Source organism: Rubinisphaera margarita, assembly GCF_022267515.1.
Classification (GTDB): domain Bacteria; phylum Planctomycetota; class Planctomycetia; order Planctomycetales; family Planctomycetaceae; genus Rubinisphaera; species Rubinisphaera margarita.
In genome coordinates, this window is sequence record NZ_JAKFGB010000009.1 from 1 (window position 1) to 19,892 (window position 19,892).

At 59.0% G+C, this 19,892-nt stretch carries 18 protein-coding genes; 12 read left to right on the top strand and 6 right to left on the bottom strand.

Annotated features, from left to right (window positions below; all coding sequences use genetic code 11):
• Positions 1 to 240 precede the first annotated feature (240 nt).
• Positions 241 to 819: a TetR/AcrR family transcriptional regulator gene (locus tag L1A08_RS03255; RefSeq protein WP_238754175.1), complete on the bottom strand. Its 579-nt coding sequence runs from the start codon at positions 817 to 819 to the stop codon at positions 241 to 243.
• A 192-nt stretch (positions 820 to 1,011) separates the two neighbouring features.
• Between L1A08_RS03255 and L1A08_RS03260 the strand changes: the two genes are divergently transcribed.
• The 6 genes from L1A08_RS03260 (at position 1,012) to L1A08_RS03285 (ending at position 8,710) form a co-directional block, all read left to right on the top strand.
• A complete protein-coding gene (locus L1A08_RS03260) occupies positions 1,012 to 2,127 on the top strand; it encodes a class I SAM-dependent methyltransferase (RefSeq protein WP_238754177.1) in 1,116 nt (371 codons plus the stop codon).
• 382 nt (positions 2,128 to 2,509) lie between these two features.
• Positions 2,510 to 4,315, top strand: coding sequence for an MEDS domain-containing protein (locus tag L1A08_RS03265; RefSeq protein ID WP_238754179.1), 1,806 nt, complete (start codon positions 2,510 to 2,512; stop codon positions 4,313 to 4,315).
• Between the two features lie 28 nt (positions 4,316 to 4,343).
• Entirely contained in the window at positions 4,344 to 5,057 is a 714-nt protein-coding gene (locus tag L1A08_RS03270; protein ID WP_238754181.1) for a hypothetical protein, read from the top strand.
• Positions 5,058 to 5,342: 285 nt separating this feature from the next.
• On the top strand, positions 5,343 to 5,810 hold the full coding sequence (locus tag L1A08_RS03275; RefSeq protein ID WP_238754183.1) for a hypothetical protein: 468 nt from the start codon (positions 5,343 to 5,345) through the stop codon (positions 5,808 to 5,810).
• Between the two features lie 974 nt (positions 5,811 to 6,784).
• Positions 6,785 to 7,780, top strand: coding sequence for a pectate lyase (pelA, locus tag L1A08_RS03280; protein ID WP_238754185.1), 996 nt, complete (start codon positions 6,785 to 6,787; stop codon positions 7,778 to 7,780).
• Between the two features lie 168 nt (positions 7,781 to 7,948).
• Positions 7,949 to 8,710, top strand: a complete 762-nt coding sequence (locus L1A08_RS03285) for a glycosyltransferase (RefSeq protein WP_238754187.1) — start codon at positions 7,949 to 7,951, stop codon at positions 8,708 to 8,710.
• Positions 8,711 to 8,786: 76 nt separating this feature from the next.
• Here the strand turns inward: L1A08_RS03285 and L1A08_RS03290 are convergent, their stop codons facing one another.
• Positions 8,787 to 9,320 carry a hypothetical protein gene (locus tag L1A08_RS03290; RefSeq protein ID WP_238754189.1) on the bottom strand — a complete coding sequence of 178 codons (534 nt, stop codon included), beginning with the start codon at positions 9,318 to 9,320 and terminating at the stop codon, positions 8,787 to 8,789.
• A gap of 286 nt (positions 9,321 to 9,606) precedes the next feature.
• Here L1A08_RS03290 and L1A08_RS03295 point away from each other — a divergent pair, with 286 nt between their 5' ends.
• Together L1A08_RS03295 and L1A08_RS03300 are read left to right on the top strand one after the other, a co-directional pair.
• On the top strand, positions 9,607 to 10,371 hold the full coding sequence (locus tag L1A08_RS03295; protein WP_238754191.1) for a hypothetical protein: 765 nt from the start codon (positions 9,607 to 9,609) through the stop codon (positions 10,369 to 10,371).
• Positions 10,372 to 10,501: 130 nt separating this feature from the next.
• Entirely contained in the window at positions 10,502 to 11,020 is a 519-nt protein-coding gene (locus L1A08_RS03300; RefSeq protein WP_238754193.1) for a hypothetical protein, read from the top strand.
• A 96-nt stretch (positions 11,021 to 11,116) separates the two neighbouring features.
• Here the strand turns inward: L1A08_RS03300 and L1A08_RS03305 are convergent, their stop codons facing one another.
• A complete protein-coding gene (locus L1A08_RS03305; RefSeq protein WP_238754195.1) occupies positions 11,117 to 11,971 on the bottom strand; it encodes a GNAT family N-acetyltransferase in 855 nt (284 codons plus the stop codon).
• Positions 11,972 to 12,139: 168 nt separating this feature from the next.
• Here L1A08_RS03305 and L1A08_RS03310 point away from each other — a divergent pair, with 168 nt between their 5' ends.
• The 4 genes from L1A08_RS03310 to L1A08_RS03325 are packed head-to-tail and all read left to right on the top strand — an operon-like array spanning position 12,140 to position 17,889.
• A complete protein-coding gene (locus L1A08_RS03310) occupies positions 12,140 to 13,924 on the top strand; it encodes an NPCBM/NEW2 domain-containing protein (protein WP_238754196.1) in 1,785 nt (594 codons plus the stop codon).
• A gap of 13 nt (positions 13,925 to 13,937) precedes the next feature.
• A complete protein-coding gene (locus tag L1A08_RS03315; RefSeq protein WP_238754198.1) occupies positions 13,938 to 14,807 on the top strand; it encodes an aminoglycoside phosphotransferase family protein in 870 nt (289 codons plus the stop codon).
• Between the two features lie 44 nt (positions 14,808 to 14,851).
• Positions 14,852 to 16,846, top strand: a complete 1,995-nt coding sequence (locus L1A08_RS03320) for a flavohemoglobin expression-modulating QEGLA motif protein (protein ID WP_238754200.1) — start codon at positions 14,852 to 14,854, stop codon at positions 16,844 to 16,846.
• A complete protein-coding gene (locus L1A08_RS03325; protein WP_238754202.1) occupies positions 16,843 to 17,889 on the top strand; it encodes a glutathione synthetase in 1,047 nt (348 codons plus the stop codon). The genes L1A08_RS03320 and L1A08_RS03325 overlap by 4 nt, the downstream gene beginning before the upstream one ends.
• 3 nt (positions 17,890 to 17,892) lie before the next feature.
• Here the strand turns inward: L1A08_RS03325 and L1A08_RS03330 are convergent, their stop codons facing one another.
• The 3 genes from L1A08_RS03330 to L1A08_RS03340 all read right to left on the bottom strand — a co-directional run bounded on the left by L1A08_RS03330 (position 17,893) and on the right by L1A08_RS03340 (position 19,825).
• On the bottom strand, positions 17,893 to 18,375 hold the full coding sequence (locus L1A08_RS03330) for a GyrI-like domain-containing protein (protein ID WP_238754204.1): 483 nt from the start codon (positions 18,373 to 18,375) through the stop codon (positions 17,893 to 17,895).
• A gap of 77 nt (positions 18,376 to 18,452) precedes the next feature.
• Positions 18,453 to 18,920 carry a DoxX family protein gene (locus tag L1A08_RS03335; protein WP_238754206.1) on the bottom strand — a complete coding sequence of 156 codons (468 nt, stop codon included), beginning with the start codon at positions 18,918 to 18,920 and terminating at the stop codon, positions 18,453 to 18,455.
• Positions 18,917 to 19,825, bottom strand: a complete 909-nt coding sequence (locus L1A08_RS03340; RefSeq protein WP_238754208.1) for an NAD-dependent epimerase/dehydratase family protein — start codon at positions 19,823 to 19,825, stop codon at positions 18,917 to 18,919. The genes L1A08_RS03335 and L1A08_RS03340 overlap by 4 nt, the downstream gene beginning before the upstream one ends.
• Positions 19,826 to 19,892 lie beyond the last annotated feature (67 nt).

Here is a 19,892-nt window from a genome sequence, read left to right on the forward strand (position 1 = left end):
CGATGATTCTCATTTGTATCGTGCATCGCTGGTTGATCGCCCCCTCATCCGCCCTTCGGGCACCTTCTCCCCCTAAAGGGGGCGAAGGGACATGATGTGCGTGAACATGAAAGATGCATTGGCTACTACCCCATCTGTACCAAAACTCTTTGAGCAATAAATCCCGCATCCCCCGCAACCCAGACGTGCACGTCTGGGCCATCCCCTTCCACTCAACGGTCGGGCCCCGTTTGAGGCGCGTTACAACGGGGCCATCAGATGTTTCTCGAGCAGCATCTCGGCGACTCTGCGAGCGATCGCGCAGGCGTCGACGTCGGGGGCGACCTGATGGGTGATCAAGGCCCCTTCAATAAGCATGTCGATTTCCTGAGCCAACGCCAGTGGACTGGCTGCGCCGGCCCGTTCCGCCAGATCTTCCAGCAGCGCGACCGAGTCGGCCTTCGCATTCCTTGCCGAACGATGGGCGGGATGATGTGGCTGGGGAAACTCAACGGCTGCGTTGATGTAGATGCAGCCGTGATAGTCGGGATCGTGGATGATTTCGTCGACTACGTCGAACATCGCGAGGATCTGTCCCCGTGGATCGGGACCTGCCGCTTTCAAAAGACGATCGCGCAGTTCGGTGCTCCACCAGCGATGATGTTCGTCAATCACCGCGACGATCAGATCATCTTTGCTTTCGAAGTGATTGTAGAACGTCTGCTTGGAGCAGCCGACTTCGTTCAACAGGCGATCGAGTCCCACCGCGAGAAAGCCTTCCCGATAGAAGATCTCGTGACCGGCCTGGATCAGCTTTTCCCGTGTTGTCAGTGAAGGCATGCGCGGATCTCCCGAACTCGATCAGACCGGATCGAACTGGACTACAAGTCAAGCGAACTGGACCACAAGTAAATTGTCCGCTCTTTCGGGCGGTCGTAAGCTTCCTCCGTCGCCGGAATAGAAGTGGACGGCCGCCCTTCGTTCGCAGGCCATTTTAACTCTGACGCCTGACATAGCCGAAAGGATTATCTCATGTCGACCGTGACTTCCTCCATTTCGTCGCTCAGTGAAAGCACTGAGTTCGACACCAACCGTTCTGAAGAGTTCGGCCAGCGAATGGTCGGAATGCTCAACGAAGCCGCCCTCAGTTTCATGCTCAGCATTGGGCACCGCAGCGGCTTGCTGGACACGTTGAGACGTTTGAATCGTCCAGCCACCACGCACGAGATCGCCGATGAAGCCGATCTCGATGAACGCTATGTCCGTGAATGGCTCGGAGCCATGGTCACGGGCCGTGTGGTCGACTACGACCCCCACGCGGCGACCTATTTTTTGCCGCAGGAACATGCGGCCTGGCTGACCCGCAAGGCGACGCCCAATAACCTGGCAGGAGTGATGCAGTTCATGTCCATGTTCGGAAAGATTGAAGACGATGTCCTCGAATGCTTCCACCACGGTGGCGGCGTTCCCTATGAACGATTTGATCGCTTCCATGAAGTCATGGCCGAAGAATCGTTCCAGACCGTGGTCGCCGCCCTCGATGATTACATTCTCCCGCTCATCGAGGGATTGACCGAATCGCTGACGCGAGGCATCGATGTTGTCGATGTGGGCTGTGGTCGCGGGATGGCGCTCACGCATCTGGCGAAGAAGTTTCCCAACTCTCGATTCGTGGGGTACGACTTCTCCGCCGAAGCCATCGCCTGGGCGAACAATGAAGCGGAGTGTGCCGGATTGACGAACATTCGGTTTGAGGTTCAAGACGCGGCTCGCCTGACCGACGAACAGCGGTTCGACCTCGTGCTTGCCTTCGATGCGATCCACGATCAGATCGATCCGCATGGAATGCTCGCCGGAATCGCCAGGGCCCTTAAGGACGACGGCGTCTTCCTTGCCCAGGACATCCGTTCGTCGAGCTATGTCGAGAAGAACCTCGACCATCCGGTCGCTCCGTTCCTCTACACCATCTCGATCTCGACAATGCACTGCATGACGGTATCGCTCGCCCATTGCGGCTGCGGGCTGGGAACCTGCTGGGGCGAGGAACTGGCCCTCAAGATGTTCGCCGAAGCCGGTTTCAGCGACGTCGAAGTCCACACCCTCGATCACGACATCATGAATAATTACTACGTGAGCCGTAAACGCTGAGTGGGTCCCGCTGGGGAACCATGCCCACGTTCGCGTGGGCATGGTCTCACTCCGCTATGACTTCGCCCTGTAACTCGTCATCAGATTGCGATAAGCCGGCAGCACGTCTGGGTCATCCCGGTTGATTACCTCGAAGATGCTCGGCAGACCGCTGGAATCGCCCGCTGCTCGGTGTTTTCCCCTAGGGCTTTCCCTGCTTTCTCCCCCGGAAACAGGCATTCTCACTCAACTGCAGTGATCCCCTCTTGATCGTTCTCGAAAGGCTGCGTAAATTCTCCAGCCGATACCTCCGATGCGGTCCGATATGCTCCATCCTCTGAACGTAAGTCGCACGGATGCTGGTGGTTGAGGGATGCATCCCAAGTCAGAGGAGAGTGATGCTGTGGCGCACCAACTTGCTGAGCAAATCCGCGATCTTCGCCCGAGTGATCATGTCTGCATGATCTATGAAAACGCGGAAGACCAGATGGCGGCTGCCGTCCCGTTCATTCAGTCCGGCCTGGCCGGTAACGAACTCTGTCTCTACCTCGCCGACGAAAGCACCTGTCAGGAAGTCGACGCCGCGCTGGTCCGGGGAGGCGTTGATGTCGAACGGGAGAAGGCGGACGGCCGGCTCGCGGTGCTGACCAAGTACGACGGCCATCTGCACGGCGGCACATTCGATCCCGATGCCATGATGCAGCGACTCGAAACCGTCACCCGACAGGCACTCGACGACGGTTTCAGCGGACTGCGGATCATCGGCGAAATGTCCTGGGCGCTCGGCTCGGAACTCGGCTGTGATCGGCTCATCGAATACGAAGCCCGCGTCAACGCCTTCTTTCCGAATCAGCCTGTCATTGCCATCTGTCTGTACAACCGCCAGCGGTTCAGTCCGTCCATCATTCGTGATGTCCTCCGGACACATCCCGTCGCCGTTCTGGGACAGCAGGTTTGTCCGAATCTTTATTACGAGCCGCCCGAACTGATTCGCGACCAGGCCAGCGATGACTTCCGGGTCGAATGGATGATCCGTCAGCTGCAGCAGGCCCGTTCGGCTGAACAGTCGCTGGAGGAGATCAATCGTCTGTTGCAGGACACCAACCGCCGGAAAGACGAATTCCTGGCGATGCTCGGCCATGAGCTCCGCAATCCTCTGGCCGCCATCAGTAACGGAATCTTTCTGCTGGGGCTCGGCTCCATGGGTGAAGAGGAGACGGCGGAAACTCATCGGATGATCACTCATCAGTTGCAGACCGTGAGTCGCCTGGTCGACGACCTGCTCGATGTCGCCCGCGTCACCCGGGGAAAAATCACCCTCTCCCATAAGCAGATCAACATCGTGACCGCCGTCCAGAATGTGCTTCACACGCTGAAGTCCGAGATCGCCAGCCGGAATCATCGGCTCGCTGTCGCGATGCCGTCGTCGCCGGTCTTCGTCAGCGGGGATGCGACCCGTCTCGAGCAGGTCATCTCCAATGTTGTCCACAACGCCATCAAGTACACCCTGCCGGATGGACAGATCGAGATCAGTCTTCAGCCGGAAGGGGATGAGGCCCGGTTGACCATCACGGACAACGGTGTCGGCATGCCGCCTGAGTTTCTTCCCGCAGCGTTCGAACTGTTCGCACAGGGGGAACGAACTCTGGCTCGATCGGAAGGCGGGCTCGGCATCGGTCTGACGATGGCCAAGTCGCTTATCGAGTTGCACGGCGGCTCCATCTCGGCTCGCAGTGCCGGGGCCAATGAAGGGACATCGATCGAGATTCGCCTGCCGCTCCTGCATGTGGAAGAAGCCCGTCCTCTCAGTAAGTCGGCCGACGACGACGCGAACGCGGCTCACATTCTGCTCGTTGAGGACAACGCAGCCGCGGCTCGTACCATGCAACTGCTCCTGGAACGTCTCGGACAGCGGGTGACCATCGCCTGCAACGGACGGACCGCGCTGAAACTGGCCGAGGACATCACCCCCGACCTGGCCCTGCTCGACATTGGCCTGCCCGATCTCGATGGCTACGCCGTGGCTCGGGAACTTCGCACCCGTTACGGTCCCGAAATGCCCATCTTCGCCCTCTCCGGGTATGCTCCGTCTGAAGAACGAACTACGGGATCGGGATTCACCGGCCATTGCATCAAGCCGCTGTCGCTCGCTAACTTGCTCTCTCTTCTGAAGAATATTCCCGACAGGACGCCGGTCGCGGAAGCGTGATTATTCACCCGGAGGCAGAGAGGAACCCATGGGACTCGATTACGTCGAAGTCATCATGGAAATCGAAGATCTGTTCCAGATCGAAATCGACGATGAAGCCTGCGCTCCGATTCGCACCGTCGGCGATCTTTACGAAGTCGTGCTGGAGAAGCTCGACCAGCAGCGAGAGGCGGCTCAAGCGACCGGCGGCTGCCCGACGATTCCGCCGTTCCTGAATATCCGCAATGCCATCGTTTCGCTCGCTCCTGTCGAACGCAAAAACGTTCGCCCGAGTTCGCGTCTCGAAGATCTGCTTCCCGAAAACCAGCGAATCCTCCTCTGGCGGGAACTGCAGCAGCGCCTGCAACTCCCGCTGCCCCCGCTCGTGTTGCCCGATTCCCTTCGCACCGGCCTGCTGACCGTCTCGCTGGTCGTCTTTCTGACCGCAACAGTCCTGCTGATCGCGGCTGGCGGCTCGAACGGCTTTGCTCTGGCCGTCTCGCTGATGGTGATCGTCACCTGCCTGCTCTACCTCGGCACCCGCCCGCTGACGACCACCTTCCCGTCCGGCTGCACCACCGTAGCCGACATCGTCCGCCGAGTCCGTCCCCCTTATCACCCGTCGAACCGATTGACTCCGATCCCAACCGACCGCAATCAGATCTGGCAACTGGTCGTGCAAACAGTCGCAGAAACTCTCAACGAACCCGCCAGCAACATCGAACCTCAAACGAGATTCTACGAAGACCTCCACTGCGGATAACCGTGCCGGTAAAGTAAAGGTTGGCCCAGACGCGTGCGTCTGGGTGACGAAGTCACAAGAGGTCGGTGACTGGGTGAAATGGTCCAAGCCGATGACTCTGATCCCGGTCTCGCAGACCAAAGAACGAAACACGTTCCGATACCCGCTTCCTGTTGCTCCGCCACCCAGACGTGCACGTCTGGGCCATCCCGTAGGTGGCGGCCACCTGGATCTAGCGGCTCAATTGAAGACCGTGCGTAACCAATCACTTTGTGCAGTGTCAGACCTCACAGGAGAGACACATAGGTGACCGGAAAGTACTGGCAACAACTCAAAATTCCGCAATTCTGTGAACGGCTGCTCGTCTTCTCCGTTCCAATAGAGGATCGCGTGCTCGTGGTCTCTTATGAAGGCATGCACGTCATTGATTTGACCGATCCTGTGACGGTTTCCACGGACTTCGATTACTTCGAGTACGACTGTTTCGACCCCGAAACCGGCCTGGCCGAATACGATGGAGAGTTCTGGAGTATGGTCGGCCTTTATCCCGGCAATCCAATCAGTCTAAGCCCGCAAGGCGATGAGCTGAGGCTCGATACGAGCCAACAGGAGATCTCTGTATGGGAAGGAGGCCATCGCCGGTGGTTGTCACGATTCGAGAACTTCTCCGGCGACTGGGCCGCTGCGACGTTCTCTCCCGATGGAAATCATATCGTGCTCGGATGCCCGTATGATTTTGATTTCCGAGTCTGGCAGAGACTGGGAGACTCGTGAGAGTGCGTGCAGCTCTTCGAGTGAATGACTGGAGTAATGATGTACGGACTTTTCGACAAAGAAGAGTATGAACGGATCAAGCGAATCAAGTGGGGGTTGGAACGGCCCGCGCCTGTCTTGATTCTGTTTGGGGAGTCGCTACTGACATCTGATGATCTGCCGGAAACTGAGCTCTGCGACTCCTGAAGCCGTCCGTTGGGGATCCGCACCACTGGTTGGCTCAGACGCGTGCGACTGGGTGACGAAGTCACAAGAGGCCGGTAACCAGGGTGAAATGGTTTAGACATGTGGTTCGACGAGGATTTCCGACCTCGGAGGCCAAAGAACGAAAGACGTCTCACACCCGCTTCCTGTTGCTGCGCAAGCCAGACGTGCACGTCTGGCCCATCCCTGTTCGAGCAATGATCGGATGATTGTGAAAGACCGGTCCCTCCGAAAGGATGGCCCGGAAGTTCACTTCCGGGGGACACAGTCACAAGCAGCTGGTCTTTGACGAAGGGAACATGCGAATCTCGCCCCTGTGAAGATTCTTCGCGTGTACTGATCTCGCCGGTCGATGGCAGACTGCTTGTTGCTCCGCAACCGGGAGATAAACCTCCCGGCCATCCCTGACGAAGAGATCCACTGCGGTTGACGGACCCCAACGGTTGGCCCAGACGCGTGCGTCTGGGTGACGAAGTCACAAGAGGCCGGTGACCGGGGTGAAATGGTTTAGACGTGTGGTTCGACGAGGATTTCCGACCTCGGAGACCAAAGAACGAACGACGTCTCACACCCGCTTCCTGTTGCTGCGCAAGCCAGACGTGCACGTCTGGCCCATCCCTGTTCGAGCAATGATCGGATGATTTTAAAAAAACGCTCCGTCTCGACGCGACGAGACACATTGATCGGAAAGCGATAAGCTGAATGAACTCCAGCGTCAGAAGAAATCCTGACGTCCACAGAGCATTTTCCCGTCTCGATCGGAGAGTTCCATGTCTCGCTGGCTGATTCCCGTGCTTTTTGTCTTTCCTCTCCTCGCTCAAGCCGCTCCGAAGGACAATCTTAAGAAACCAGCTGAATGGTTTCGGTCCGACGTCGGTCGCGAGCGGGTGGCGAATGTGATTTCGTGGCAGGATGCGAACGGGGCGTGGCCGAAGAATCGGGATAATTCGGCGGAGGCGTTTCGGGGAGACTCGGAGAAGCTGCAGGGGACGTTCGATAATCGGGCGACCGTGAATGAACTCCGGCTGCTCGCGCGGGCGATTGCCGCGACCGACAATCCGGCGGCCCGGGAGGCGTTTCTGAAGGGGTTGCGATGCATTCTCGAGACGCAGTATGAGAACGGCGGGTGGCCGCAGAGTCCCGAGCCGCGGGGGTATGCCCAGCACATCACCTTCAACGATGACACGATGATCGGGCTGATGTCGTTTCTGCGGGAAGTGCACGAGGACGAGCTCTATGGGTTCGTGCCGGCGGATCTGCGAAAGCAGGCGGGCGCTGCAGTGGACCGGGGCGTGGAGTGCATTGTGAACTGTCAGGTGCGGATCAACGGGCGGCTGACCGTCTGGTGTGCTCAACACGATAGAGACTCACTGGCCCCAGCCGGAGCCCGGGTGTATGAGCATCCTTCGTTGAGCGGGTTCGAAAGCCTCGGCATCGCCTGCTTTCTGATGAGCTTGGAGGAGCCTTCTGACGAGGTGCGGCGAGCCGTGCGGGCGGCTGTGGAATGGTTCCGTGATTCGCAGATAACCGGCGTTCGTCTCGAGAAGGTCGATGGCGATCTCAAGGTGATCAGGGACAAAAACGCGAAGCCGGTCTGGGCCCGTTTCTATGAACTCGACACGAACCGCCCGATCTTCAGCGGCCGGGATGGAGTGATCCGGTATGACGTCACCGAGATCGAACCCGAACGCCGGAACGGCTACGCCTGGTACGGCAACTGGGGCGAGAAAATCGAAGCCTGCTGGGACCGGTGCGAGTGGAAGTGAAGTCCACCGGGTGACACGGGCTCGTGCAGTTCGTTCCTCGTCGTCTGAGTGAAGCATGGGCGAATCCGGTAACACACGATGTTCCGTCGGGGCTACTCACGGTCTGTTTTCCGGCTATGCTGAAGGAAACCTTCTTTCTCCGGTCCCTGCTTTCGTCATGAACGGAAGATGCGTGTGATGATTTCGTTCGTGATCCCGGCTCATAATGAGGAGGCGTGTCTGGCGGGGACGCTGGAGACGTTGATCGCGGCTGCCGAGGCGGTGGGCCAGCCGTTCGAGGTGATTGTCGTCAACGATGCCTCCACTGATGCGACCGCGGAAATTGCCCAGCGGTTCGATGTGCGGGTGCTCGATGTGGAGCATCGACACATTGCCGCGACACGCAATGCGGGCGGCCGGGAGGCTCGGGGGGAGGTGCTGTTCTTTATTGATGCCGACACGCAGGTCAACGCGGCTGCGATCCGAGCCGGGCTGAAGGCGATTGAACAGGGGGCGGTCGGCGGCGGTTGTCACTTTGGCTACGCCGGCTCGATTCCCCGCTGGGCTCATGTCATGCTCTGGCTCGGCAACACCATCGGACGTCTGCTGCCGGTCTGCGGCGGAGCGTGCATGTTCTGCAGCCGGGAGGCATTCGCAGCCGTCGGCGGCTTCCCGGAACGATACTACGCAGCCGAGGACGTCGCCTTCATCAAGGCTCTCAAACGCCACGGCCGCGTTGTCATTCCCCGCGAAAAAGTGCTGACGTCGAACCGGAAGATTCGAACGATGTCGTTCGGCGAACTCCTGCCGCTGCTCCTGCGACTCGTCTTTCGCGGCCCGGAATCATTCCGCACCCGGGAAGGGCTCGGCCTGTGGTATGGCCCGGAAGCCCGCGCCGATCGGGGCGACCCGGTTGGAGCAGGGAAGGGCGGGCGTGAGTCGGAAACGTGAAGGGGGCTACTAGAGTGTACGGACAGGCTTTCTTCTTCGTTGGTCAACGTAAATAGCGTTCCACCCTCGACGGCGTTCACACCTTCAAGGCCTGTTCGGTGCGGCGTCTGCGGTGGAATCGAGCCAGGGCTCGTTCTTTGGGGGAGAGATGCCCATCCGGGATGCGGTGATAATCCCAGATGACGTATCCGATCGTTCCGACAACGACCGAGGCGATGGCGACGTTGAACCAAACGAAGAACGAGATGATCCAGGGCCGCCGTTCGAGCACGAGACGACTCTGAGGAATCGAGCCGCCGAGGAAGTCCACCGTGGTGGATCCGGCTTGAGCGGGGCATCTTGCGCCGAGAGTCGTGGTGTGAGTCATCGGCTGACCGGTTTCCGGGTTCTGATAGGTGTACTGGACGCGAAGTCGATCCCCTTTCGACTGATGGACGAGGCTCGTACTGACGATTTCGCCGGGGATTTCGACGCCGCCGCTCTGGAATCGCAACTCGTTCCAGCAGCAGAAGGCAACGATGGCGTAGAGCAGGCTCAGTCGGATCAGCAGAACTGGAACCGAACTCGTCGTCCCGCTGTCGCAGGCATTAATGGCATCGACACTGTCCATGGCAGGCTCTCCGCAAGAAAGTTCTCGATAGAGAACGAGCCTCACAAATCAAGGTTCATGGAAAACGATGGGAATTCATTGATAGCCCGGAAATTCCGAACGGGGTATATTCGGCAGACCGCGAGCGGCGCATTGGCGTCCTCGCCCGGGGCAAAAGGATTCAGTTCCGGAATGGGGCAGTGTGGAGTGCAGAGGGGAAGGAATAGGAACGAAGCATGCCCACGACGAGCGTGGACCGGGACCGGGCTTTACGAGTGTCACGCGGCAGGCAAAGGGGACGTCGCCGATGGATGTTATGATCTTGGTGCTCCTGGCGTTTGCCGTCTTTCTGCTTGTCCCTTTCGCGGGCGGGATCGCGTTCGTTCGGGAATCGAGGCAGAAGTCGGTTCCGTTGGAAACTGATGGGCGACAGAAACCTGGATTCGCTGTGCTCGGAATTCTGGGACTCGTTCTCGTTCTCGGCGCGATCGTCACTCCCGCTCTTTTGGAATGGATGGCGACGTCGCCGAATGGCGGTGAATTCTATGGCTTCGGAGTGCTGGTGTTTACGTTGAGTTTGCTCGCCAGTCTCACGGCAATCCCTTTCTTCCTGGCAGGAGTGTTCTTCAAAGAAGTCCGACTGCGTTCACTCCTCTTATTGCTCTTCGCGATCAGTTTTTTCACGGGAGGGCTTACGAGTGCTCGATTCGCTCGTTCGGTTCGGCAAGCGGGGCTGGAGAAATTCACCCGACGCAGCGAGCCTCTGATCGAGGCGATCAAGAGCTATGAAGCTGAGCATCGGGCGCCGCCTGTTTCGTTGGACGAACTGGTGCCCGAGTTCATCGCGGAAGTCCCGACGACGGGCATGAGCGCGTATCCGCGTTACGACTACTATGCCGGACGAGCGACCGAGAAAGAGTACTGTGGGAATCCGTGGGTACTGCGGGTAGGTACGCCCCGTGGCTTCGGCGACTGGGACGAGATGCTTTACTTCCCGACGCAGAACTACGACGAATACAAATACCACCAGTTTCTCGAGCCTGTGAACGACTGGGCGTACGTCAACGAGTGAATGGGCAGTGATATCGATGGATGTGACGTGATTGGTACGAGGGATACGCATGTGGGCGGGCGCGAGCCCCGCTGATCGAAGAAAGTGATTCGTGGGATGATTGATCGTGAGTGAGAGTGAGCACTTCGCCATGACGAACTCGGAATCCTCTCAGCCCCTGGAGCGGCGAAGGCATTTCCTTCGCAGCACAGCGTGGGTGATTGCCGTTGTGCTCAGCGCGTTCCTAGTTGGCATTTTCATTGTCTGGACAGAGTTGCCGCGACCAACTCCACTCTGGTGCGCAACCGGGCATCCTTCATTGAGCGGGTTGCCTGACGGGCTGGATCCCAATTACATCAGAATCGTGGATGCGTCGAAACTGTCTCCCGAGGTACGTACTTTGTACGAACTGGCGCTTGAGGGCACGCTTATCGGACAGCCGTCAAATCGGTTTCGTGACGAACTGCTGTCCGCTCGCCAGATGACACATTACGGGCATGATTCGAAAACGCACGTCCGGGTGGTCGTGATCTACGAATTCTGTATTCATGACGCGGTGGCCGTCGGGGCGTTGGACGATGGGCTTCATCACTTGCTCACTCTACAAATCGTGGTTTGTCAGCAATGTGGCACGATTCAGAGAGCTTACTTTTTAGACTACCGGTTTTAGCATTGCGTCCGACATGCCGGACTGCCTTATGATTGGCCCGCATCGAGACATTCTATGAGGGTCGGCAGGCTATGAGCGGGTCCGTGGTCGCGAGAGTTACCCGACTTCCAATGTGGTGATTCCGAAGATCTTCAGTGAATCTAGTTCCGGAGGGTTGCCGTAATACATCCGCACGCAGCCGAAGACTTCTTTCATGTCGTACGTGCCGCAGAGGTCGATGGCGATTGGATTGTTCTCGGGCACATCGAGATAGATCGGTCCGCCGTGGCGGTGGAGCTGGAATGCGGCGAACAGTTCGTTGGCGATTTCGTGGGAGTCGGCATACAGCGGGCCGATCTTCCAGCCGTGGACGCACGGTCGCATCACGCCGAAACCGCGGAGTGTGCTGTGGTCGAGGAAGCCGAGAGCGATGGCTTCCGGCTGGGTGATCCAGGCGTTGAGAAAATGATCGCGGGGAGCGGGGAAGCAATCGCGATCGAAGGCGGTGATCTTGTCGAAGTCGACGGTCGTCAGTTCGACGATCTGTGAAGATTGCTGGAAATCCGCGGACGAGTCCGACAGCTCATACCGGCGATGTCGGGTGAACGGTTCAAACCCCCCTTTGGCATAGAAGGGGACCATGGCATCGACTCCGTCGAGTCCGATGCACGCCTTCGGACCAAGACGCGAGAGCAGCTGATCGCGGCGGGCGAACCAGAGTTTGGAGCCGTGTCCCTGACCGCGATGCGTTTCGCGAACGATGAACAGTCCCATGAAGCCGAACGTGTCGCTGTAGCGGATGATGGCTCCGCCGCCGATCAGTTCGTTGTCTTCCACGAGTGCGAGAAAACCGTCGGGGTCGAGCTGCCAGAAACAGTCCGCATCGTTGCGGCCCGGGTTCCAGCCCTCGGCATCGGCCCATTGAACGAGTTGTTGAACTTCGCCGGAAGTCATGGGACGGATCTCGGCCATGTTTTGACTTTCTGCGCCCTCAGAGAACGTGGTCGTGTGCGGCGATTCTAGATTGTTCTGGCCGCGGAAACATCTGACCGGAAACGATTCCGCCTGATCTGGGGCGAGGGATCGAGTACAATCGCCGCAAAGGTCGTTTCGCCCCGTACTTCGAATGCTGAGGTTCTCGTGAAGCCTGTCGCTCAACTGGTGTTGATTCTTCTGCTCTGTTCCCAGTCTGCCCTGGCGGACAATGCCGGACAGGCTGCTGCGGCTCGATCGATTCTGGAACGCTGGCAGCAGGACCATGCCGAGCCGGTGAATCGATCTCTGCATATCGTCTGCTGGACGCCGAGTGATCGGGAATTCCCGGCTGGCTATCGCGAGCGGATGAGCCGGATGCTGCTGCATATTCAGGACTTCTATGGTCGGGAAATGGAGCGAAACGGGTTCGGCTGGAAGTCGTTCAATCTTCAGCAGGACGAGCAAAGCCAGGTCGTGCTGCATGAGGTCCACGGGAAGTATCCGATGGCTCGCTATGAGAAGCAGTCGGGCCGGGAGATTCGCGACGAGTGTCTGCCGGTATTGAAACAGGCCGGGATTGATGCCGAACAGGAAACGATCGCCATTTTCTGTAACCTGGCGACCTGGGATGCCGAGAAACTGGAGTTCGTCCATCAGTCTCCGTACTACGCGGGCGGAACGTATCGAGGCGGGACCGCCTGGCAGCTCGATTCGCCGGAGCTCGACACGCTCAATCTGGCGAAGAAGGAGCCGCTGATCCGGGACGGTGAGTACGGTCGCATCTCGCTCGGAAAGCACAACTCGATTTTCATTGGCGGCATGGCCCACGAACTGGGGCATGCGTTCGGATTGCCGCACTGCCGCGAACAGCCGCACGAGAAGCCGCTCGGCACCGCACTGATGGGCGCAGGAAATCGAACCTACGGCGATGAACTGCGAGCCGAGGGGAAAGGAACGTTCCTGACGTTTGCTCACGCCCTGCAGCTGGCGTCGCATCCTCAGTTCTGCGAACGGATGGAAACTGAGCAGCAGCAGGTGACGGTCTCGCTGGATGACATCACCATCGAAGCCGCGGGGAAGGCGATCAAGGTTGAAGGAACGATCTCCGGTTCGCCACCGATCTACGGCGTGCTGGCTTATTTCGATCCGGAAGGGAACAGCAACTACAACGCCGCCGTCTCCGCAGCTGTTCCCGATGCGAATGGACGGTTCGAGCTGGAATGCAGCGCGCTGGCACCCGGCAAGCGGGCACTGCTCAGGTTGGTGCCGCTGCATGCCAATGGCGCTCTTTCCAATCGGGGCTCCTTATCGCAGATGCAGTTCCCGTATTCGGTCTCAGCGGACGGCACTCCCGATTTGGGAACGATCGAGATCAAGCAGCAGCTGCAATCGCTTATTGAGGCGTTGCAGCGGAATGACCGCACGAAAGCGGAAGAGCTCGCTGCTCAACTCCAGAATCCTCGAGCGAAAGAGATCGCCGCGGCTCTGATGGAAGACATGAGCTCTCAACCGACACCAGCCGCCTATCAAGGTCCCGAAGAATCGGTGCCGCTGTCGGACCTTCAGCCGGACTCCGAGAAAGTCGGCTGGCTTCGGCCGACTCGGAATCGCGTGCCGGAGCGATCGATGCTGCTCGAATCACACGGTCAGATCTTCGCTCGCGGCCTGTATGCTCATGCGCCCGCACGCCATGTCTATTCGCTGGATAGGAACTGGCAGCGACTGAGCGGGAAAGTCGGGCTGGCGTCCGGACATGCCGGTTCGGTGAAGTTTCAGATTCTTGGCGATGGCCGCCTGCTCTGGGAATCGCCCGTCGTGAAAGCGGATCAGATTCACAAGTTCGACGTCGATGTGGTGAACGTTCAGGCGCTGGAGTTGAGTACTTCGGCTACCGATGATGGTCCCGGCAGCGACTGGGGACTCTGGCTTGAACCGATGCTCTCCCGGTAGAAGGTCAACCCCGGTGACACATCCTTCAGCGGAAGTAACCGTCGATGTCGATCTCGTCCGTCGACTGCTCCTGGCTCAGTCTCCTGACTTCGCCCATGAGACGCTTCGCTTTCACGACGAAGGCTGGGACAACTTCACGTTTCGGCTGGGCGAGCGATACGCCGTGCGGCTGCCCCGCCGGCAACTCGCGGTATCGCTCATTGGAAATGAACAGCGCTGGCTTCCGGACATTGCCTCGCGGCTGCCGATTGAGATCCCAGTCCCGGTGTTTGCCGGCCGTCCGTCGGCGGAGTTCGTCTGGCCGTGGAGTGTTGTGAAATGGATTCCCGGTGACACCGCGGAGGCCCTCGCCTTTGATCGAGCAAACGCGAGTCGCCTGGCCGACGTGTTGATCGCCCTGCATCAGTCAGCTCCTCCGGAAGCGCCGGCCAATCCCTTCCGCGGCGTCGCTCTGGCGACGCGGACGGAATCGTTCGAGGAACGCTTGCGGATGGCTGAAGCCGAACATCGTCTGGATGTGGCTCATATGCGGACTCTCTGGAACGACCTCGTCAGCGTTCCGCCGTCGCGGGAACGCCGCTGGCTGCATGGCGATCTTCACCCCCGGAATCTCGTCGTCCGTGAGAGACGTTTCGTCGGCGTGATCGACTGGGGCGATGTTACGGCTGGTGATGTCGCCACCGATCTGGCGGCCGCCTGGATGCTGATCGACTCCGACGACGTTCGCCGAGAGTTCTTCGCTCGCTATGGAGCCGATGCGGATTTGCAGAAGCGGGCGCGCGGCTGGGCTCTTCATCTCGGCGTCGCGTTTCTGATTAGCGGGGAAGGGCGGCAGACGATACTTGGGGCGGAGACGATTCGCAGGCTTCTGCACGCCACCTGACATCGGCGGTCGATGGGCATGGCAATTGCTCGATGATTTCCCCTATGAGTCAGTACGAAGAACAGACTGTTTCACCTCGTTCTCATTCATCCTCCAGTCGCAACTCCGGTTCTGACAACACGTTCGATCAGGACTCCGTAGAGATGGTTCAGGATGGATTACGGGAATTGCGGGAGATCGTCCGCTCCCGACTGGCCAAGAACCTGCCGATTCGCCGTGATCTTCCCGGGGAGGGACGAGTGCGGATCGACCGCCAGTTGCCGTTTCTGTGTGTTGCCCGACCACGACCCGCAGGAGATAACGGAACGCGGGATCTGGTTACGAGCGAAGCTGCGTACCTGCATGCCCCGGCAAATGAACAAACCAATGCCGAAGTCGCCGAACTGTGCCGCGATATCGCCCGCGTGTTGCGGGAGCACTTCGGGATGTTCCTCTTCATCGAGATCTGGTCGGAGGATGACGAGGATCGATTCCCGAATCCCGACCCTCTCGTGCCCGCGTTCCGAGTGATCACCGCGGAAGCGGACAGTTATCGATCGACGACGGACACTCTGGCCGAGCAATTACGACACGTCCGGATCGACGGTCATGCCGCCGAAGTGGAGATCAAGGTTGGCTCTCATGTCCGTCCGACATCGGTCCCTTCCATCATGCACGAGGACGAACAGGTCCTTCCGGAAGCGTGCATGACAATCGGACTGTGCGTGAAGCCGATCTATCGGAACCCGCAAACGGGTGATCTCTACCCGATGGTTCTGCAGAAACTGAGGCGGCAGCTTTCCAGAGTCATTCGAAAGACTGTGGCCGAGTTCACGGGAGCCGATTCGGCATCGCAGTTTCGTCACTCGCACTATCAGGCACTGGGGCCAAACACGCTCAGCAAGATTGCCGGGCTGGTTGATCAGGAATTGTGCGAACTGTCCCAGTCGTTCGACTTCCTCATCCAGTCGACGCCGGAGAACGCCGAGCAGGCGTGGGAGGACTTTTCGGAGAGTCGATTTCGCCGGGAACCGCAGCTGTTCTACCCGCAGCTTCCGTTCCACATCAGCCTGATGAAGCGGCAGCTGTTTGCGATCGAAATTGAACAGGTGGAAGATCCCTCACTGGCCCATCTGTTCTACGAGAAACAGGCCGAGCTCGACCTGGAACTGTCGGCGCTGGCACATCTGGAGAAACCGGAGTTTCTGCACAGCACGGTTCAGTTATACGGTCAGGTCGATGAGGAACTCCTCGAGCTGGCCGAGGAAATCCTGCGGCGGTATCCGCAGCCCACCGAAGAAAGTGTCGGACCTCGCGTGGGTGTTGAAGCCGTCATGCAGGCGGCTCGGGAAGAGCTTGATCACTATCACCGCCAGCTTCCTGAGTTCAATGCGACGGTTGAGATCTGTGAGCAACTGACATCCGGACTGATGGTTTCGCACCATCGTTTATTGCTGGGGAAGACGCTGCAACTCGCAGAACGCCGTGTTGATCCGCTGTTGCATCACGAAGTGGGCACGCACCTGCTCACTTATTTCAACGGGCGCTGCCAGCCGCTGCGGCAACTCTACGCAGGACTGGCCGGTTACGAAGAACTGCAGGAAGGGCTGGCTGTCCTCGCGGAATACTTGACGGGCGGACTGAGTATTGATCGCCTGAGAACGCTCGCGAGCCGGGTCATTGCCGCTCACGAACTGCTTGAGCAATCCTCGTTTATCGAAGCTTTCACACGATTGCATGACTCTCACAAGTTCCCGGCACGGGAAGCCTTCTCGACGACGCTGCGAATCTATCGCGGCGGCGGCAATACGAAAGACGTCATCTACCTGCGTGGACTGCGGGATCTGTTGAATTACTTGGCCGAAGGCCATGAGATCGAACCGCTCTATGTCGGAAAAATCGGCTTGGAGCATGTGCCGTACGTTCAGGAACTCAGACGACGGGGGATCGTCAAAGCCCCGGCGTTATTGCCGCGTTTCTGGGCGATGGATGGGCTGAAAGAGCTACTTGAAGAAACGCGACACCGCTCCCTCCTCGAACTCATGGAACGTCAGCAATGAAAATTGGATTCCTCGTCAACGATGTCATGACGGAGCACCCGCTCTATACCACGACTCATCTCACGGCGGCCGCGGTGAATCTCGGCCATGAGAGCTATGTCTGGGGAGTGGGCGACTTCAGCTACGCGCCGGATGGATCCATCCACGCCCACGCCCGGAAGGCGGACGGAAGCCGTATCGACTCTCACGAAGACTATGTGGAGTCGATGCAGGACGAAGAACGGGAGACCGAGCCGATCTGCGTCGATGACCTCGACGTTCTGTTCGTCCGCAACGTTCCGTCGGATGAACTCGCTCAGCGGCCGTGGGCACAAACCAGCGGCAACATGTTCTGCCAACTGGCGGCGGCTCGGGGAGTGCTTGTCGTGAACGATCCAAGTGGGCTGCTGCATGCGCTCAACAAGACCTACTTTCAGCACTTCCCGGAGATCGTCCGTCCGAAAACGCTCATTAGTCGCGACAACCGGGAGATCCGCGAATTCATTGAGGCTCAGCACGACAAAGTTGTGATCAAGCCATTGCAGGGGTGCGGCGGGCAGAGCGTGTTCCTGGTCGATGAAGACGAGAAGGCCAATGTGAATCAGATGATCGAGGCGGTGACCCGCGATGGGTATTGCATCGTTCAGGAATATCTCCCGGCGGCGGTCGACGGCGATGTGCGGATGTTTGTGATGAATGGCAAACCGCTCGAATTCGAAGGAAAGTACGCCGCGTTCCGTCGCGTGAATGATTCAGGCGACGCACGAAGCAACATGCACGCCGGCGGGAAGAGCGTGCCCGTTGAAGTGACCGATCAGACGCTGAAACTGGTGGAGATGGTCCGTCCCAAACTGATTCGAGACGGCATGTTTCTGGTCGGGCTCGATATCGTGGAAAACAAGCTGATGGAACTCAACGTCTACAGTCCGGGAGGACTGACGAGCATCCGGCAGCACACCGGAGTGGACTTCGGCGAGGTGATCATTCGGGATCTCGAGCGGAAGGTCCGCTACAAGAACTACTACGGCGGCAGTATCAGTAACGCCGTGCTGGCCACACTGTAGGCGTCACGCCTCCCCGCCGGCGTCGTCCCGTTTGATGCGGATCTGGATCTCCGTGAGGTACTTCCGCGGATTCCCCTGGAAGAACATGCCCGGGCCTTTGAGGTAGACTTCCCGCACGGGCCGCACGAGTCTGTGTCCCTGTTCCTCGGCATGCCGGATCAGCTTCTCGTAGCTGCGGCCGAGTTCCTGATACGGCCCGCGATGCTTGAGACAAAGAAACTCGCCCCCATCCAGTTCGCGAACGTCGAACTCTTCGCTGTGTACTTTCTTCCGCAGCGGCATGCAGGGTTCGAAATCGGCGTCCCCGTCATTCGGTTCGCTGTCGTAGATCAACGTGAGCGGCGGGCCCTTGGTGTACCGACCGAGCTGTACCCCGAGTTGCCGGAATCCCTTGCCGCTATCCTGATAGTGCCCCTGCATCCGCAGGCCGGCGACGAGCAGTGGTTCGAGTGTTTTTACTTCGACATCAAACTGCTCTATGGCCATGGTGGGGATTCTCAAATGGGAGCATGCGGAGTGCAATCACTGCCGGGCAGCATATCGTTTTCCTCGCTCACATTGAATCAGACGTTCGCGTCTTCGGACGATTCCGGGCGAACAATGATCTTCGCACGGCTAATGACGGCGGCCAGATAGAACGATGCAGCCGAGGCCGTGAAGACGGAATAATCCAGCGGCGACTTCACTCCTGCGGCGAGTGTCATCGTGATTGCGAAGACGAGCAGTAGAATACCAGAGGAGAGTGCAAAGAATCTCAGCTTCCAGCCGATCACCAGACCGATCGCGATAACAATCTCGGCAACGGTCGCCGTGATTCCGAGAAAAGGATGCATCGCGGCCGGGGCAAAGCCATTCAGTAGCGAGACATATTCCATGAACGGTGGCCAGGCTCCCCATGCGACTCCCGGAGATCCGGGGTCTCCCCACATGCCGAATCGATCGGCGACTGCAGACAGATAGCTGGCCGCGAGAGCAAGACGCAGGAACCACTCGGCCGCGCGCAGTGCGGGCGTTTCTGGACCATGATTCATGCGTTGCTCCAATCCATGGGACGGGGTGAAAAGCCGAAGGTGGCTTTCGCTTTCGCGTTCGAGGCTCCCCTCAGCATCGTGTGATAGTAGACGGTGTCTTCTCCGGCGACCTCCCGCGCGTTTTTCTCGCTGATCCGGGGCGGCTCGGGAGCTCCGATTGCCTGGGCGAACGCAGGCAGCCACTGGTGGACCGGTTGCGGGTGGTCGTCGGTAATATGATACGTTCCGGGCGGAATCGTCATCGCGTCGACCGTTGCCCGGGCGGCGTCTTCGATGTGAATCCAGGACCAGACTCCCTGTCCGTTACCGATGATCGGAATCTGTCCCGCTCGCACGGACCGAGCCGCGGTTCCTTGCGGAGAATACCAGGTGCCCGGGCCGTAGAAGAAACCGTACCGGAGCACAACCGCCTCAATGGTTTGATCGCTGTTCGTGCGTCGTTCCATCTCTTCAAAGACGCGAGAGCTGTCGGCCACGTTCGGACTTCCGTTCACCGCCAGCCTGCAGCTTTCGTCGGCCAGTCCTTCGCCAGGTTCGAGAAAGAAGCCACTCGACTGTTGAATAACCCGCCGCACGCCGCACCGCTGAGCGGCCCGGAACAGATTCATCCCGCCTTCGGTTCGCAGACGACGATCCTGCTCGACGGCCGAGGGCAGATCCTCGTGTTGACTCGGAAGAGAAGTCAGCTGATCGATGACGACCTCGGCTTCGGACCGCCGCACGGCTTCCTGAAGCGCATCGGAGTCAAATGCATCGACCCGGACGACCCTGGCTCCCAGCACACGAAGCACGTCCGCTCCCCGGTCAGAGCGCGTCATCCCGGTGACAGTGTGTCCCTGTCGAACCAGTTCGGCCACAAGCGGACGGCCAATCGCCCCGCTCGCTCCAGCCACAAAAACTCTCATTTCGCTTCCTCCTTTACAGGGCCCGCTGCATCGACGCGGAACCAGCAATGAATGGGTATGAGCAGTT

Excerpts from the sequence above, each read along its gene's own strand:
- L1A08_RS03255 (WP_238754175.1), bottom strand. The coding sequence starts at position 819 with ATGCCTTCACTGACAACACGGGAAAAGCTGATCCAGGCCGGTCACGAG.
- L1A08_RS03260 (WP_238754177.1), top strand. The coding sequence starts at position 1,012 with ATGTCGACCGTGACTTCCTCCATTTCGTCGCTCAGTGAAAGCACTGAG.
- L1A08_RS03270 (WP_238754181.1), top strand. The coding sequence starts at position 4,344 with ATGGGACTCGATTACGTCGAAGTCATCATGGAAATCGAAGATCTGTTC.
- pelA (WP_238754185.1), top strand. The coding sequence starts at position 6,785 with ATGTCTCGCTGGCTGATTCCCGTGCTTTTTGTCTTTCCTCTCCTCGCT.
- L1A08_RS03285 (WP_238754187.1), top strand. The coding sequence starts at position 7,949 with ATGCGTGTGATGATTTCGTTCGTGATCCCGGCTCATAATGAGGAGGCG.
- L1A08_RS03290 (WP_238754189.1), bottom strand. The coding sequence starts at position 9,320 with ATGGACAGTGTCGATGCCATTAATGCCTGCGACAGCGGGACGACGAGT.
- L1A08_RS03295 (WP_238754191.1), top strand. The coding sequence starts at position 9,607 with ATGGATGTTATGATCTTGGTGCTCCTGGCGTTTGCCGTCTTTCTGCTT.
- L1A08_RS03300 (WP_238754193.1), top strand. The coding sequence starts at position 10,502 with ATGACGAACTCGGAATCCTCTCAGCCCCTGGAGCGGCGAAGGCATTTC.
- L1A08_RS03305 (WP_238754195.1), bottom strand. The coding sequence starts at position 11,971 with ATGGCCGAGATCCGTCCCATGACTTCCGGCGAAGTTCAACAACTCGTT.
- L1A08_RS03320 (WP_238754200.1), top strand. The coding sequence starts at position 14,852 with ATGAGTCAGTACGAAGAACAGACTGTTTCACCTCGTTCTCATTCATCC.
- L1A08_RS03325 (WP_238754202.1), top strand. The coding sequence starts at position 16,843 with ATGAAAATTGGATTCCTCGTCAACGATGTCATGACGGAGCACCCGCTC.
- L1A08_RS03330 (WP_238754204.1), bottom strand. The coding sequence starts at position 18,375 with ATGGCCATAGAGCAGTTTGATGTCGAAGTAAAAACACTCGAACCACTG.
- L1A08_RS03335 (WP_238754206.1), bottom strand. The coding sequence starts at position 18,920 with ATGAATCATGGTCCAGAAACGCCCGCACTGCGCGCGGCCGAGTGGTTC.
- L1A08_RS03340 (WP_238754208.1), bottom strand. The coding sequence starts at position 19,825 with ATGAGAGTTTTTGTGGCTGGAGCGAGCGGGGCGATTGGCCGTCCGCTT.